The sequence below is a fragment of the Streptomyces sp. NPDC003379 genome (assembly GCF_053589195.1).
In genome coordinates this window covers 264428-279530 of record NZ_JBSFRK010000002.1, presented here as the reverse complement: position 1 = coordinate 279530, position 15103 = coordinate 264428, and the positions used below count along the sequence as shown (strand labels likewise).

At 70.2% G+C, this 15103-nt stretch carries 13 protein-coding genes; 7 read left to right on the top strand and 6 right to left on the bottom strand.

What is annotated here, in order from left to right:
* Positions 1-5 precede the first annotated feature (5 nt).
* Positions 6-1361: a hypothetical protein gene (locus tag ACWDVB_RS03785; protein WP_451517778.1), complete on the bottom strand. Its 1356-nt coding sequence runs from the start codon at positions 1359-1361 to the stop codon at positions 6-8.
* Positions 1362-1617: 256 nt separating this feature from the next.
* On the opposite strand from ACWDVB_RS03785, the gene ACWDVB_RS03780 reads away from it, so the two are divergent.
* The 7 genes from ACWDVB_RS03780 to ACWDVB_RS03750 all read left to right on the top strand — a co-directional run bounded on the left by ACWDVB_RS03780 (position 1618) and on the right by ACWDVB_RS03750 (position 5642).
* Positions 1618-1854: a hypothetical protein gene (locus ACWDVB_RS03780; protein ID WP_451517779.1), complete on the top strand. Its 237-nt coding sequence runs from the start codon at positions 1618-1620 to the stop codon at positions 1852-1854.
* A 20-nt stretch (positions 1855-1874) separates the two neighbouring features.
* Positions 1875-2048 (top strand): hypothetical protein, encoded by a 174-nt coding sequence (locus ACWDVB_RS03775; RefSeq protein WP_451517780.1) that lies wholly within the window; start codon positions 1875-1877, stop codon positions 2046-2048.
* Positions 2049-2190: 142 nt separating this feature from the next.
* On the top strand, positions 2191-3222 hold the full coding sequence (locus tag ACWDVB_RS03770; RefSeq protein ID WP_451517781.1) for a radical SAM protein: 1032 nt from the start codon (positions 2191-2193) through the stop codon (positions 3220-3222).
* Positions 3219-3860, top strand: coding sequence for a dTMP kinase (locus ACWDVB_RS03765; RefSeq protein ID WP_451517782.1), 642 nt, complete (start codon positions 3219-3221; stop codon positions 3858-3860). The genes ACWDVB_RS03770 and ACWDVB_RS03765 overlap by 4 nt, the downstream gene beginning before the upstream one ends.
* Positions 3853-4350, top strand: coding sequence for a hypothetical protein (locus ACWDVB_RS03760; protein ID WP_451517783.1), 498 nt, complete (start codon positions 3853-3855; stop codon positions 4348-4350). Before ACWDVB_RS03765 ends, ACWDVB_RS03760 begins: the two co-directional genes overlap by 8 nt.
* Positions 4347-5138 carry an STM4013/SEN3800 family hydrolase gene (locus ACWDVB_RS03755; protein ID WP_451517784.1) on the top strand — a complete coding sequence of 264 codons (792 nt, stop codon included), beginning with the start codon at positions 4347-4349 and terminating at the stop codon, positions 5136-5138. The genes ACWDVB_RS03760 and ACWDVB_RS03755 overlap by 4 nt, the downstream gene beginning before the upstream one ends.
* 27 nt (positions 5139-5165) lie before the next feature.
* On the top strand, positions 5166-5642 hold the full coding sequence (locus ACWDVB_RS03750) for an NUDIX hydrolase (protein ID WP_451517785.1): 477 nt from the start codon (positions 5166-5168) through the stop codon (positions 5640-5642).
* A gap of 18 nt (positions 5643-5660) precedes the next feature.
* Here ACWDVB_RS03750 and ACWDVB_RS03745 read toward each other — a convergent pair whose 3' ends face one another.
* From ACWDVB_RS03745 to ACWDVB_RS03725, 5 genes are all read right to left on the bottom strand, one after another.
* Complete coding sequence (locus ACWDVB_RS03745; RefSeq protein WP_451517786.1) at positions 5661-7337, bottom strand: glycosyltransferase family 2 protein; 1677 nt, start codon at positions 7335-7337, stop codon at positions 5661-5663.
* A complete protein-coding gene (locus ACWDVB_RS03740) occupies positions 7334-9589 on the bottom strand; it encodes a CDP-glycerol glycerophosphotransferase family protein (RefSeq protein WP_451517805.1) in 2256 nt (751 codons plus the stop codon). The genes ACWDVB_RS03745 and ACWDVB_RS03740 overlap by 4 nt, the downstream gene beginning before the upstream one ends.
* Before the next feature lie 23 nt (positions 9590-9612).
* Positions 9613-13245 carry a CDP-glycerol glycerophosphotransferase family protein gene (locus ACWDVB_RS03735; protein WP_451517787.1) on the bottom strand — a complete coding sequence of 1211 codons (3633 nt, stop codon included), beginning with the start codon at positions 13243-13245 and terminating at the stop codon, positions 9613-9615.
* A gap of 72 nt (positions 13246-13317) precedes the next feature.
* The gene (locus ACWDVB_RS03730; protein WP_451517788.1) at positions 13318-14127 is read right to left on the bottom strand and encodes an ABC transporter ATP-binding protein; all 810 of its coding nucleotides are present in this window, start codon (positions 14125-14127) and stop codon (positions 13318-13320) included.
* The gene (locus ACWDVB_RS03725) at positions 14120-15040 is read right to left on the bottom strand and encodes an ABC transporter permease (RefSeq protein WP_451517789.1); all 921 of its coding nucleotides are present in this window, start codon (positions 15038-15040) and stop codon (positions 14120-14122) included. Before ACWDVB_RS03725 ends, ACWDVB_RS03730 begins: the two co-directional genes overlap by 8 nt.
* Between the last annotated feature and the right edge of the window lie 63 nt (positions 15041-15103).

Here is a 15103-nt window from a genome sequence, read left to right as displayed (position 1 = left end):
GGACCCTACCTGGGCAGTGCGGGGGTCGGAGTAGCGGTGAACAGCTCCAGTTGGGCCCGTAGATCACGTGCTTGGTTCTCTGCGCGCAGGGAGCTTGCAGAGAGGGCTTCATGGACGCGGCGGGCGGATACGACGATGCCGTGGTTGTGCTGTGAGGGCGGTAGATCGAGGACGGGGTGGATGGCCTCGGTGGCGCCTTCGAGGTCACGGCGTGCGATGCGGGCGAGGGCGAGGTTCGTGTGGGCGCCGGCCGCGTCACCGAACGCCCACTCGACGGTGGGGGCGGAGGCGTAAGCCTGCACCGCTTCCTGCGCGGACCGCTCCACCTCCGCGCCGCTGTCGCCGAGGAGAACCTGGGCTTCGGCAACGTAATACGCCTGGCGCGGCATGGGGAACGTAAGGATGCCGCCGATGCCATCGAGGTCATCGCGGACGGCGGCATGTCGGGCATCGTTCACGCGCAGCACCGCGGAGCGGACTCTTTCCGGATCGCCGAGAACTGCATGGGCCCGGGCTTCCAGAGCGGCGAGCCACACACTGACGCTGCCGGATTGGCCGGTGAGGGCGGCGGTGCCGTGGGCCGCGTACGCGGCGGCGTCGGCGGGGCGTCCGGCCCAATAAGCGATGAGGGACTGCAGGCCGCGCACCCAGGCGCGCATGCCGTTGTGTCCGGCCTGGTCGGCACAGACGTAGGCGGCGCGGGCCTGCACCGTCGCCGACTTGGGGTCGCAGAGGTCATGGGACGCCTTGGCGAGCATGCCGGAGGCCATGGATGCCAGGAGCTGTAGGTCGACACCTTGTGCCGGAGTGGCTCGTCCGGATTCCAGGAGTCGGAAGATCAGTTCATGGACTTCGACCAGATCGGAGAGGATTTCGTGGAGCGCGACGCGGGGATACGCCGCGCCGAGCCGCGTCACCTCGTCCCGGATGTGGCCGAAGGTCTCCGGGCCGATCGAGTTCGTCTCCGCCATCACCGCATACCGCAGCGCCCTGCTCGCCGCCATCGCCGCCTGCCTTCCCATTTCGTGGACGTCCGCTCCCGGGCTGATGTGGTCGGTGCGGGGTGATCGGCAAGCGCGAGGTGCCGCTGCCGGGTGATGAACTCCCGGGACCGGGGACGCCAGGAGTTCATCGATGGCGTAGCCGAACATGTGGACCAGGACGCGGCGTGCGTCGGGGACCGGCTTCGACTCGCCCAAGTACCAGCGTTCGTAGGTACGTTCGGACGGGGTGAGGTTGGCGAGGTGAGGGGTTCCCTCGATCTCGGCCAATTCCCGCGCTGACCGTTCGAACTGTGCTTTGAACGTGGGGTAGGACTGCCAGTCCCGTTGAGCGGTGAGTAACTGGAGCAGTGTGCGCATGGTGACCTCCGACCCCGTCCGGGTGCGCCTGAGCAGACGGTAGATCTGTGCCTACCCGCCGACTCGTCATTCCTGTCGGCCAGGCCGAAGTTGACGGTCCGATGACGGTCCGATGGCGCTTCCCCGTCAACCGAGGCTGTGAAACGTGACGGTGCGATGGCGGTAGAGATGCGCCCGGCCCGGCGGCACGCTTTCCGCATCGTCACTGAACGTAGCAGCACGAATACCCATGACACGGCAGGGAGTTCCATCCGCCATGAGTCAGTCCCTCGGTATGGGCCACTGGTCGCATCCACTGATCGGCCAGAAGGTCATCGATCACGCACACGACGACCGTGTCGGTGTCTTCCGCGCGTTCGCCCCCGACGTGGACAAGGGCCCGCTCGGGCCGGTCATCAGCATCCCGGACACGCCGCCCGTGGTGTGGCTCGCGCCGGAGGCCGGCGGTCTTGAGTGGACTACCTCCCCGGACGCGATCGAGGCGGCACTGTGAGCACCGGGCGGGAGCCGGGAGTGGGGGATGAGGTGGAGTACGCGCGGGGCTGCCGGGCCGTCGTGACCGACGTACGCCAGGGAGTACTGATCCTGCGCGGCCCCGGAGGCCTGGAATGGCCCGCCGCCGACCCTGACGGACTCCGGATCACCAAGCCTCGGGAGGAGCGCCGGACGGTCGGTGACGGCTCGTGAGCGTGGCCTGAACCTCTTCTCGTGCGCACCATCCGCGTACCCGCCCGCCTCACATCGCTGTGGGGATGTAGCACGCCCCCTATACAGGCCCATTCGTCTACTCGCCTCGGCGGGCGGGCCACGCCTACCGGAAGGGGAAATCGTGGAAGCTCCACTCGCCCTCACCCCAGCGGCCCTCGCCGAAGTCGACTGGACCGCGTTCCGCAACTACGCCGCTCTACGTGGTCAGCTACGGGTCTCCCTCGGGCCGCAGTGCAACATCGCCTGCTGGTTCTGTCATAACGAGGGGGACGTGCCGCCGCCCGTCATGCGGGCGGATCGGACACAGCGACCACGTGAGCGGGCCCTGCGTGCCACGCATTACGTCACGATCATCACCGCCCTGTTGGAAGCCGGCCTCAAACGGGTTCTGTTCACGGGCGGTGAACCCTTGGTCTCCCCGCTGACCCGGCAGGTTCTGGAACGGCTCCGGCCCGCCGGTCCCGACGGCTCCTACACCCTGATCACCAATGGCACCCGCGTACGTACCCACCGAGCGTGGCTGCACCGGTCACCGCTGGACAAGGTCAAGGTGTCGTTGCACTACTTCTCCGACGAATCCCTCCACGCCATCGCCGGGACTCGTCTCGGCATCGCCACCGTGCTGGACGGCATCGAGGTGGCGCGGGAGATTTCCGAGCGGGTCGAACTGAACTGCCTGCTCCTCAAGGACAACGCGCACGAGGTCCGCTCCATCCTCGACTTCGCCCTTGAACGACGTCTACCAGTGCAGTTCATCGAACTGGTCGGGACCGACTTCAATCAGGGCCGGGCCGTCTCCGCCGTCCCGGCTGACGAGACCGTCGCGTATCTGCGCACGCTCACCAGCGACGAGCACACCGAGATCGTGGGTGTCGGGCAGGGGCGGCGGGTCTTCCGTGTCGAAGGGGTCGAGATCGATGTGATCCACCGCGACCTGGGCCGCCACCACGTCGGCCAGTGCGGTACCTGCCCCGTACGGGCCAGGTGCGTCGAAGGGTTCTGGGCCCTGCGCGTCGACCACGCGGGGGGCCTCCAGCCCTGCCTGCTCCGCGATGACCTGCGCCTGGACCTCGCACCGCTCCTGGCCGACCCGGACCGGTTGGCGGAGACTGTCGCCGAGCACATCACGGCCTTCACGGAGGGGACGCTGTGATCCTGCCGACCGCCTACGAGCCGATCGCCTACGACGGCCCGCAGGAGCCTTTCCTCGTCCTAGAAGGAGTCTCGGGGATCGGCAAGTCGACACTCGCTGAACTACTGACCGCCCGGCTTGGTGCCTCCGGCCTGCACACTCTCCCCGTTCCGCATTCCGTATGGAGCCCGCTGGTCAACGGGTGCCTGCACGCACTGCCCCAGTTCGCGTTCTATCTGTCCGGTGTCCTGCACGCCGCCGATTCCGTACGCCGGTGCCGGGCGGTCCGGCCGGTCGTGGCCGATCGCTACATTTCCTCCGTGATTGCCTGCCACAGCGCAGTGCACGGTGTCGCGGTGGCCGAGGTGACGGAGCTTCTAGAGCCGTTTCGCCCCTATCTGGAGCCTCCGGACCACACCTTCTACCTCCGCTGTTCCGAACAGGCCTTGCGCGACCGGATGGCGGCGAAAGCGAGGTGCGGCGAACTCACTCCCGATGACGCCGAGCTGTTCAACGTATCCGGCCGCCTCGACCGTCTCCTGGGCAACTTCGAGTCAGTGGCCGCTGCCGACCCCACCGCTGTTGTCCTGGACACCGACGGCAGTACGCCGGATGAACTCACCGAGCGGATCCTCGCCCACATGGAGCACCGTGATTAGACCCATCAACGCCGCTGCCGTGATCCGGGACGGCGGCGCCGACGGCCGATTCCCCGGTGAGATTCATATGGGTGTCACCTGGTGGATCGGCGCCTGCCTGGTGGTCGCCACCGAGGCGGACCGCATCGCGGTCGCCCACGACCGGCAGGCCACCAGCGAGGCCTTCCAACACCGCCTGAGCCGTGGTGCGGTGAACGCACGGCACTACGCATGCCGCGTCATCGACCTCGGTGCCGCTGAGGAGAGGGAGTTGCTGGTCGCGATGAAGGACTTGGGCCAGGTACCTGGGGCTCTGGTCACCACAACTACCGAGGCCGGGGCGGAGAATCTCCGTATCGCCCTGTACGACAGGCAGGGCCGATCGCTGGTGGACGAGGCCGGGCTGGAAAAGATCCGGGCAATGATCGCCGAGGACCGCGTACCCATCCCCGTGAACGAGAAGGCGAGAGGCCGTGTGGAGTCCTATCGGCCAGAGGGCGGCGAGCGGTGATCGACGCAGCGGAACTCATCGGCTCCGGCACCGGAATCCTTTTCGTCACTCTCGACTCCCTGCGCTACGACGTCGCCCGCGCCGCCTACGACGAAGACCTCACGCCTCGCCTCGCAGCCCTGCTGCCTCAGGGCGGCTGGGAACGTCGGCAGACCCCCGGCACCTTCACCCTCCCCGCCCACATGGCGTTCTTCTCCGGATTCCTGCCCAAGCTGCCACAACCGGAGCAGCCGCCTCGCCTGTGGGAGTGCCGCCCGCCTGCGGTCAAGGCGGTTTCGCCGCAGACGTTCGTGTTCGACGCCCCGAACCTTCTCGTCGGCCTCCGCCAGCACGGCTACCGCACCGTGTGCATCGGCGGTGTCACCTATTTCTCCCGTGAGACTCCGCTCGGTGGCGTGCTGCCGGACATGTTTGACGAGGATCACTGGCGACCGGAGTTCTGCTCGCCTGAGCCGGACTCCACCCGCCACCAAGTGGAACAGGCGCTGAGCATCGAGGCCGCGCGCACCGGACGGCCCCTGTTCCTGTTCCTCAACGTCTCCGCCACTCACGTACCCCACGGTCACTATGTGGGCGAGAGCACCGATACCGAGGCTTCCCAAAAGGCCGCGCTCGCGTACGTCGACGAACACCTCGACCTGCTGATCACCACCCTGACCGCCAAGTCACAGTGGCTGATCATCATGTGCGCCGACCACGGTGACGCGTACGGAGAAGACGGCTACCACGGACGAGGAATCGCACACCCCGTGGTGATGAACGTGCCCTTCGCGGCCTGGGTACGGTGAAGCAGCCCGCCGCTATGCTCGCGCGCCATGAGCGACGACGTTCCCGGACGCGGTCAGGCCCGCGACGCGGCGGTAGTGGTGGCCCGTGACGACGAAGGTCTGGTGGCGCTGTTGAGTGCCGACTTTCCTCGTCACGGCGGTGAATACCTGTTCCTGCCAGGCGGTCGGCGTGAGGACGGGGAGAGCCCGGAGAGTTGCGCGCGGCGGGAACTCCGTGAGGAGGCCGGGGTCGCCGCCGCCCAGTTGCGCCCTCTGGGAACGTACGCCGTCACTCTGGGGTCAGCGGCCCGCGTACACCTCTACGAGGCACGGGGGCTGACGTCGGGGCCACAGGAACTGACCGAGTCGGAGCAGGACTTCAAGCTGTCCTGGTGGACCATGGCCGACGCGCTCGGCGCCGTCTCCGACGGCCGCTTCCTCCTCCCGGCCGGGCCCCTCGCACTGCACCTCGCTGATCGGGGCGCAGGCCTGCTGAGGGGTGACGGCCGGGCCGGCTGGAGGTGACCGCCACCCCCCTCCCCGTCAGCGCGCCACACTCGCCAGCAAGCGGGCCGCCCTTCGGGCCCGGGAGCCCGTTTTCGTGGCGGCCTTGCGGGCCAGCGGGCGGATCACCTTGGCCGTGACGCCCACCGGGGTCCAGCGCAGCTGGAGGCGGCCTGAGGCGCGGCCCTCCGGTTCCACCGTGACCTCGTGCGGGGTCGCGCCGGAGTGGTAGTCGATGCGGGCCCGCAGGGTCGGGAACGTCAGTGGGGCCAGGAGCAGGGATGTGTTGCGGAGGGGGCCCGATGTCAGTTGCAGGACCGGGTGGCGGGTGCCCTCGAAGCCGTTGAGGGGGAGGGGGGCCGCCGTCAGGTCCAGGTGGGCCGTGCCTTCGAAGACGCCGGGGCGGACCGGGTCCAGGCGGAAGGGGGTCTTCATGCGGCGGCGGCCGGGGGCGAGGAGGAGCGTGGCGATCTGCGGGCCCACCGGGAGGCGCAGGCCCGGGTCGTAGGTGCGGATGGTCAGGGTCACCGTGGCCCCGGGGCCCCGCTCCACCCGCGTGATCTCGTGGCGGAACTGCGCGCTGGGGAAGGGGCGCGAGTCCAGCCCCTGGTCGGAGAGGTCCAGTTCGGCGCGGGCCTGGTCCGTCTCCGGGACGTATCCGCCCCAGTACACGCGGCCCTCCGCGTCCATCGATGTCTCGCGCGGCGCCACCCCGTGGCCGAGGCCCCGCGCCGCCAGCTGCGCCTGGGCCAGGCGCTTGTCGCGGACCAGTTGGAGGACCACCCGCTCGGCGCGAGGGAGGCGGGCGTACGCGCCGGGGGACAGTTCCGCCAGGTACGGGTTCACGATGTCCGCGAAGCCCGTCAGCCACTCCTCGTCACGGAAGGGGAGGTCACCCGCGTACATCCGGAAGTCGTGCTTCAGGAACTTGTAGTCCTTGGCCTCCCGCACCGCCGCGTGGCCGCTCGACACCAGGAACGCGTCGATCAGGCGCTGGACGTGGACGCGGTCCCGGACGTTCGTCAGCTTGTGGCGCTGGTTCGAGATCGACGCCGAGTCCGCCGCCTCGTACGGGGCTATGTACCAGCGGTAGACCGGGTCGGGGATCACCGTGAAGGACTTCGCCAGGCAGTACGCCTGCGCGGAGAAGAGCTGGTCCTCGTAGTGGATGCCCTCCGGGAAGCGGAGGTTGTTCCCGTCGAGGAAGGCGCGACGGTACATCTTGCTCGTCGACAGGTGTTCGAAGAACAGGGACGGCTCCGTCTCGATGCCTTCCACCGTGCGGCGCTCCGCCACCAGGTGCGGCATCCAGGTCGAGGTGCGGCCCGTGTCGACGCGGACCCTTTCCACCGCTCCCATCGCGAAGTCCACCTCCCGCTCGCGGTGTGCCGCAAGGAGCAACTCCACCGCCCGCTCCGGGAGCTCGTCGTCGCTGTCCAGGAACATCAGGTACGGGGCGCGCGCGATGTCCAGCGCGCGGTTGCGCGGCGCGCTGCAGCCGCCGCTGTTCTCGGGGAGGCGGAGGTACGTGATGCGGTCGTCGCCGGCCGCCAACTGCCGGGCGACATCAGGGGTGTTGTCCGTCGAGTGGTCGTCGCTGATGACGATCTCGATGTTCGCGTGCGTCTGGCGGCGCAGGGATGCCACCGCGCGCGGCAGCCGGTCCGCGTCGTTGTAGACGATCACCGTGACCGTCACGTCAGGGGTCCGAGTCATCGGGTCGTCGCCTCCTCGGGCGTCGGTGCCGGGGTGCGCTCGTCGACCGGGGTCACGGGCGGCAGGGACTCCTCGCTCTCGCCGAGGAAGACGCGGCGTACGACCCGCTCGGCGGCGCGCCCGTCGTCGTACTCGCAGAAGCGGTGGCGGAACGCCTCGCGCGCCTCGGCGGCCGATTCGTCGCGCCACGCGTCGGAGGCGAGCAGGGCCGTCAGCTCCTCCTGTGTGCGCGCCACGTGGCCCGGCGCCTGCGCCATCAGGTCGAAGTAGACGCCGCGCGTCTTCGCGTACGTCTCCCAGTCGTCGGCGTAGATGACGATCGGGCGGTCCAGGTTGGCGTAGTCGAACATGATCGAGGAGTAGTCCGTGATCAGTGCGTCCGCCGCCAGCGACAGGTCCTCCACCGGGTCGTAGGACGAGACGTCGATGACCCGGCCGCTCTTGCGCAGACCCGCGAGCGGTGAGGCGGCGCCGCCGTAGAAGTAGTGGCCGCGGACGAGGAGGACGGTGTCCTCGCCGAGGCGGTCGGCGAGCGTCGCCAGGTCCAGGCGCGGGGTCCAGGCGGCTTCGTAGTCGCGGTGGGTGGGCGCGTAGAGGATGGCCCGTCTGCCGGGCGCGATGCCGAGCTTCTCGCGGATCGCGCGGATGTCGGCGGCCGTCGCGCCGTAGAAGACGTCGTTGCGCGGATAGCCGTAGTCGAGGGAGGTGTAGTGCGAGGGGTACGCGCGCTCCCACATCTGGGTGGAGTGGGCGTTCGCCGAGACGCTGTAGTCCCACTTGTCGACGCGGGCCAGCAGATTGTGGAAGTTGAGGCCCTTGGAGGCCGCCGGGTAGTCGAGCTGGTCCAGGCCCATGCGCTTCAGCGGCGTGCCGTGGTGGGTCTGGACGTGGATCGCGTCGGGGCGCTTCACGATCGCGTTGGGGAAGTTGACGTTGTTCACCAGGTACTTGGCGCGGGCCATCACCTCCCAGTAGCGGCGCGTGCCGGGCACGATGTGCTCGGTGCCGGGCGGCAGCAGCGGCACGTTCGCCGACGAGACGACCCACACCGGGTGGATGTGCGGGGCGAGTTCGGCGAGCTTCGCCGCGATGGCCGCGGGGTTGCAGGCCACGCCGCGGTCCCAGTACGCCGTGAAGACGGCGAGGTCCGGGTCGACGGGGCGTTCCAGCTCCCTGCGGTAGCGCAGGTCGCGGACCTTCAGGCCCACCTTGTGCTTGCGCGAGACGACCGCCGACCTCAGCTTGCGCCGCTGCTGGTTGGCTGTCTGGAACGTGCGGTACTTCGTGTACGCGTCCTCTTCGAGGATGCGGCGCCGCATGCCTTCCAGGCCGCCCGGGTGCTGGTGGCCCGGGGGGCGCCAGGCGACCGCGGCCTTCGACGCGCGGTGGAAGAACTCCCTGCGCACCGGGTCGGGCAGCTGCTCGCGGGCGATCACGCGCAGGCAGTCGCCGACCATCACGTCGTAGAGGGTGGCGCGGGGTGCGGCAGGGAGGCCGAGGTCGGCGGCCAGGGCGAGGAGCGACTCGTAGCGGTCGATGATGGCGAAGCGCTCCTCGGGTGGGCCCGAGGGCAGGCTCTGCGCCCGCAACTCCCTTACATTCAGGGCCACTTGGTCGAGCGTGGCGATCCGGTCCGCGAGGAGCGGCGCGGCGTACGCGGCGTACGTCTCGTCGTCCCCGGCCAGCCGCTCGCCGTGCGCCCGCCAGAAGTCCGCCCGCAGCACGCGGACGCCCAGCAACGGCGTGACCCGCAGCAGGTCCGGGCAGTCCGCGAGCGGCAGGTCGCGGCGGCCCTGCTTGGCGAGGTACTTGCCGTCGGGGCTCGGCATCCCCTGGTGCCGCCACGTCGAGCGGACGTGGTCGACGACGAGGACGTCCACGCCGTCCGGCAGTTCGGCCACGCGGTCCGCGACGGTGCGGGGCGCGCCCGTCGGCACGGTGTCCTTGCTGGGGACGAAGTGCAGCCACCGGCCGGCCGCCCGCTCGGCGCCCGCGGCGCGCGCCGCGCCGTCGCCCGTGCCGTCGGGCAGCGGCACGACGGTGACGCCGGGGCGGTCCGCGGCGACAGCCTGCGCGGAGGCGCCCACCGCGGCGACGATCACCTCGACGCCGGGGGAGGCCTGCGCGGCGAGGGCGTCCAGGCCGGTGCCGAGATGGCCTTGTACGTCGCGGCCGTGGACGATGACGCTCAGCTCCGGCGACTGAGGCCCAGGCTGCGGATCCGGCTGCGGATTCGGCTGCGGATTCGGCATCGCGGTGCCCCCCTCGTGCGTGCTCATGCGGTGGCCCTCCCTCGGTGGGCGAGCATCCGGTCGACGACGCGGGCCGCGGCCCGGCCGTCGTCCAGGTCGCAGAACTCGGCACGGAACTCGGCGTACGCCTTCTCGTACGGCCCGCTCGTCGCGTCGAGGCCCTTCAGCGCGGCGATCAGCTCGTCGGAGGTGGGCACGAGCGGGCCCGGCGCGCGCTTCTCGAAGTCGAAGTAGAAGCCGCGCAGGCGGTCGCGGTAGTGCTCCAGGTCGTACGTGAAGAAGAGCATCGGACGGCCGGTCACGGCGAAGTCGAACATCACCGAGGAGTAGTCGGTGACCAGGACGTCGGCGATCAGGAGCAGATCCATGATGTCCGGGTAGCCCGCCACGTCCCACACGAAGCCGTCGCCCGCGCCCGGCACCGGCTCCACGATGTGCGCGTGCGGGCGGACCAGGAGGACGTGGTCGTCGCCCAACTCGTGCCGGGCCTTCTCCAGGTCGATACGGAGGTCCAGCAGGAAGCCGCCGCGGTGGCGCTGCTTGTCCTCGCGCCAGGTCGGGGCGTACAGGACGACCTTCTTGCCGTCGGGCAGGCCGAGGGTCCGGCGCACTCGTGCGGCGCGGTCGGCGCGGTCGGCGCGCTCGGCGTGCTCGGCGTGCTCGGCGTGCTCGGGGGCGAGCAGTACGTCGTTGCGGGGGTAGCCCGCCTCCAGCAGCTCGCCGTCCACGTCACCGCCGAAGCGGAACGCGCTGCGCAGGATCGGCGTGCTGAACCGGTTGGGGGAGAGCAGCATCGTCCACTGGTGGCGCTCGCGGTCCAGGTCCGTGAGGTACTGGGTGCTCGCGAAGTGCTCGTTGTCGAAGTCGAAGCCGATCCGCTTCAGCGGGGTGCCGTGCCAGGTCTGGATGATCTGCTGGCCCTCGCGGCGCTCCAACCAACGCGGGAAGTGCGTGTTGCCGACGATGTAGCGGGAGCGGGCCATCGCCTCGTAGTACTCGGGGCTGTGCACGCGGACCGCCCTCGCGGTGGCCGGGACCTCGCACTGGCCGTCCTTGACGACCCACAGGTGCTCGACCGGCAGGCCGCGGCGGACCATCTCCTCGTGGATGGCGCGCGGGGAGTCGCCGTACATGCGGCCGCCGAAGACGTCGTACAGGACGGCCTCGCGCAGCGGCTCGTGGCGGGCGGCCGGGTAGGCCTCGGTGCGCAGGCGGGTCTGGCGGTAGCGGCTGCGCTCGTCGGGGCGCAGCTCGGAGTGGGCCATCAGGGCCAGCTGGTCGTACTGGCGTGCTTGCAGCTCGACGCGCTTGCCGTGCGCCGTGATCTCCAGGGGGAGGTGGGCGTGGACGGGCGGGGCGAGCTGGACGGCGGTGCGGGAGCCGTCCGGCTTCTGGATGGACGGCCACCAGAAGCCCGCGCGCAGCGGGGTCTCGCCGGCGTAGCGGTGGGTGGGGGCGGGGACGAAGCTCGCCTCGAACCGGCCGTCCGCCGCCTTCGCCGGGAACGTGTACTCGTGGCCCGACCAGGTCTGGCGGAGGACCAGCTCCAGGTCGTGGACGCCCTGCGCCGGGTAGCTGCCGGTGAGGGTGACGGTGCCGCTGCCGTCGGGGCGTACGGAGACACGGTCGACCAGGGGCTGGACGGGCTGGTCGCAGAGCTGGAGGTAGCCGCCGGGGCTGCGGCGCGCGTAGACCGCGCGGTCGGCGTGGGGGAACTGGGCGCCGGAGAAGCCTTCTCGGTCGTCCAGGATCAGGGCGAGGCGGGTCGACCTCGGCTCGTCGCCGGTGGCGTCGACGATCTCCACCGACATGTCCCAGCGGCCTATCGAGCGTTCCGCCTGGGTCGGGCGCAGGCGTTCGTGGTCTTCGCGGGTGGTCGTCAGGGTCGCCGTGCCGACGAGGGCCGTGAAGGGGACGCGGCCGTGCACGGGGGCGTCGAGGTCCAGGGGCGTCGTGAGGATCGTGCCGGACTCGCGGTGGCGCATGCGCAGGCGGGCCTCGCCCTTCGGGGCCGTGCGCAGGATGCCGCGTACGAGGAGACGGTCGGGGCCATCGGCGCGGACCTCCAGCGCGCGGGCGTGCGCCGTTTCCACGCGGATGGCCAGCTCGCCGTCCTGGATCTGCGGGGCCACGCGGACGTCCTCGGTGACCCAGTGCGCGGGCGGCGCCTGCCCGGAGCCCGTGCCCGAGCCGTGGAGCGGGCCGCGCCGGGGCGTGGCGCCCGTGCCGGCGACGGCGATCCGTACCCACCACAGGCCGTCGACCCACTTGCCGCGGTGGCGAAGCCGCGCGGGGTTCACCAGCGCGCCGAAGCCCGCCCAGTCGGCGTGCCGGAACTCCGCGCCCGAGGCCACGGTGGCCTCCGGGTCGACGTGGCTGCGCGCCGGCACGAGCACCGTGCGGCGGCTGCCCTTCTCCTTCAGGATCAGCGACTTGAGCGCCTTGCCGCGCGACTCGGCGCCGAGCTGGCGGGCGAACGCCCAGCCGGACAGCCAGAGCCTGCCGTCGTGCCAGGCGGCCTCGTCGAGCCGGCTGCGGAGCCGCAGCTCCGGGTCGAGTCGCAGGACCGCGTCCGGTACGGGGTCGGTCGGGTCGAGGAAGGGGTAGTCGGCCTTCGGGTGCAGCGTCCCGGAGACGGGGATCGAGCCGGGGTGCTCCTTCTCGAACTCCAGCTGGCCGATCAGTTCGTCCAGGCGCCGGTGCACGGTCAGGTACAGCTTCAGCTTGTGCGGCACGTGCAGCGCCCGCACCGCGTCCTGCCCGATCTCGCGGACGAGGCGGCCCACGTGCTCCAGGAACGCTTCCTGGTAGGCCGCGTCCGACCCGGGCAGCACCTTCCAGAAGAGGGGGATCTCCTCGGCGAGCGCGTTGTGGTCGTAGACCCGCAGGTGCTCGGCGTACATCGGGTCGTCGCCGACGCGTGCGAGCAGGAACTCGCGCACCATGCGGATCGACTTCACGCGGTCGATCAGACCCTGCGGGTTGGTGCGGTTCTGGGTGATGGAGCGCTCGCCGATCTCCCGCTCGCGCCAGTTGTAGATCGGCTCGCTCAGGACGTCCACGGAGTCCGCGAGGTAGTGCGCGGGGACGCTGACGGGCGCGTCCTCGTAGAGCATGGCTTCCGGGTAGGCGAGCTGGTGCTGCTCCCAGAAGGAGCGGCGGTACACCTTGTTCCACGCGGTGCGGTCCGTCAGCAGCGGGCGGAATCTGGAGACGTGCGTACGCAGCCGGGTCGCCGCGAACGGCACGCGGTGCACGGGCGACTGCACGTATCCGGCGGAGCGGAAGCGCGTGACGTTGCCCGCCGCGAAGTCCGATCCGGTCTCGTCGAGCGTCTCGATCAGCAGCGCGTACGCCGTCGCGGGCAGCGTGTCGTCGCTGTCCACGAACGCCAGGTACTCGCTGTCCGGCGACATCTCCCGCACACCGGTGTTCCGCGCCGCGCCCAGGCCCTTGTTCTCCTGGGATATCAGCCGGAACCTCGGGTCGGCAGCCGCGAAGCGCTCGGCGATGGCCGCGCTGCCGTCCGTCGACCCGTCGTCGACCATGACCACTTCGAAGTCCTTGAAGGTCTGGGCCGCCAGGGACTCCAGGCACTCGTCGAGGTAGAGCTCGACGTTGTAGACGGGGACGACAACACTCAGCCGTGGCTGCACGCGCACTCCTTCTGTTGCTAAACGCTCCCATAGTGTAGGGATGCGAGTATTGATGCGACAAAAGGGATAGGTCTATCTCGTCCGGTCCTGACCGCCGCCACCGCCCGTGAACCGTTCGTACTCCTTCAGTACGTCCGCCGTGGCGCCGTCCATCCGCAGCTCGCCGCGCTCCAGCCACAGCACCCGGTCGCAGGTGTCGCGGATCGACCTGTTGTTGTGGCTGACCAGGAAGACCGTGCCCGCGCGCTCGCGCAGCTTCCGGATGCGGGCCTCGGAACGCTTCTGGAAGGAGCGGTCCCCGGTGGCCAGGGCCTCGTCGATGAGCAGGACGTCGTGGTCCTTGGCGGAGCCGATGGAGAAGCGCAGGCGCGCCGCCATGCCGGACGAGTACGTGCGCATGGGCAGCGTGATGAAGTCGCCCTTCTCGTTGATGCCGGAGAAGTCGACGATCTCCTGGTAGCGCTCCTGGACCTGCTCCCGCGACATGCCCATCGCGAGGCCGCCGAGGCGGACGTTGCGCTCACCGGTCAGGTCGTTCATCAGGGCCGCGTTCACGCCGAGGAGGGAGGGCTGGCCGTCGGTGAAGATGCGCCCGCGCTCGACGGGGAGCAGTCCGGCGACCGCCTTGAGCAGTGTGGACTTCCCCGAGCCGTTGGTGCCGATCAGGCCGATCGCCTCGCCCTTGCGGGCGGTGAACGACACGTTCTTGACGGCGCGCACCTCGCGTACGCCGCTCGCGGAGCCGCCCCGCTTCAGGATGCGGCCGAGCGCGGCGGTGGCGGCGCCGCGGCCCGCAGTGGCGCCCGCGCCGTGCACGCGGTAGACGATGTCGACCTGGTCGACGATGACGGTGGGGGTTGCGGTCGTTCGCGGATCAGCCACGGCCGTACGTCTCCTCTGCCTTCCAGAAGTAGATGAACCCGCCGATCCCGGCGAGCAGGGCCCAGCCCAGCGCCCAGGCCCACGCGTGGTGCGGGAGCTGCTCCGCCCGGAAGCTGTCGATCAGCGCGAACCGCATCAGGTCGATGTAGACGGCGGCCGGATTGCACTCCAGGAGGACCCGCACGGCGTGCGGCAGGTGCTGGCCCTTGAGCACCGCGTCGATGCTCCACATCACCCCGGACACGTACATCCAGGTCCGCAGCACGAACGGCATCAGCTGCGCGATGTCCGGCGTCTTGCTGCCGAGCCGGGCCATGACGAGCGCGAGCCCGGTGTTGAACGTGAACTGGAGGACCAGGACCGGGACCACCAGGAGCCAGGACGGCGCGGGCGGCACGCCGAAGCAGAGCAGGATCACGATCAGCGCGCACATGGAGAAGAGCAGCTGCTGGAGCTGTTGCAGGCAGTACGAGATGGGCAGCGAGGCGCGCGGGAAGTGCAGGGCGCGGACCAGGCCGAGGCTGCCCGATATGGCGCGGGTGCCGGCCATGACGGACTGCTGGGTGAACGTGAAGACGAAGACGCCGGTCACCAGGAACGGGACGTAGTCCTCCACATCCCGCTTGGTGTCCATGAGGACGCCGAAGATGAAGTAGTAGACCGCCGCGTTCAGCAGCGGCGTCATCACCTGCCAGAGCTGGCCGAGCTTGGCCTGGCTGTACTGGGCCGTCAGCTTGGCGGTCGCGAAGGCGGTGATGAAGTGGCGGCGCTGCCACAGCCGGCGGACGTAGGCGGGCAGGGAGGGGCGGGCGCCGCTGACGGTGAGGCCGTACTGGGCGGCGAGTTCGGCGGGGGAGAGGGGGGCCGCCGCGGCGGTGCGGGGCGGTGGTGGTGCGTCGAGGACCTGGCTCACGTCCGTGGCTTTCGCTCGGGGAGGCGGGGGGAGGGCATCCGGGGCCTTCGGAGAGGTTGGGGC

Coding starts and splice junctions, on each gene's coding strand:
- ACWDVB_RS03785 (WP_451517778.1), bottom strand. CDS start 1,361: ATGCGCACACTGCTCCAGTTACTCACCGCTCAACGGGACTGGCAGTCC.
- ACWDVB_RS03780 (WP_451517779.1), top strand. CDS start 1,618: ATGAGTCAGTCCCTCGGTATGGGCCACTGGTCGCATCCACTGATCGGC.
- ACWDVB_RS03750 (WP_451517785.1), top strand. CDS start 5,166: ATGAGCGACGACGTTCCCGGACGCGGTCAGGCCCGCGACGCGGCGGTA.
- ACWDVB_RS03745 (WP_451517786.1), bottom strand. CDS start 7,337: ATGACTCGGACCCCTGACGTGACGGTCACGGTGATCGTCTACAACGAC.
- ACWDVB_RS03740 (WP_451517805.1), bottom strand. CDS start 9,589: ATGCCGAATCCGCAGCCGAATCCGCAGCCGGATCCGCAGCCTGGGCCT.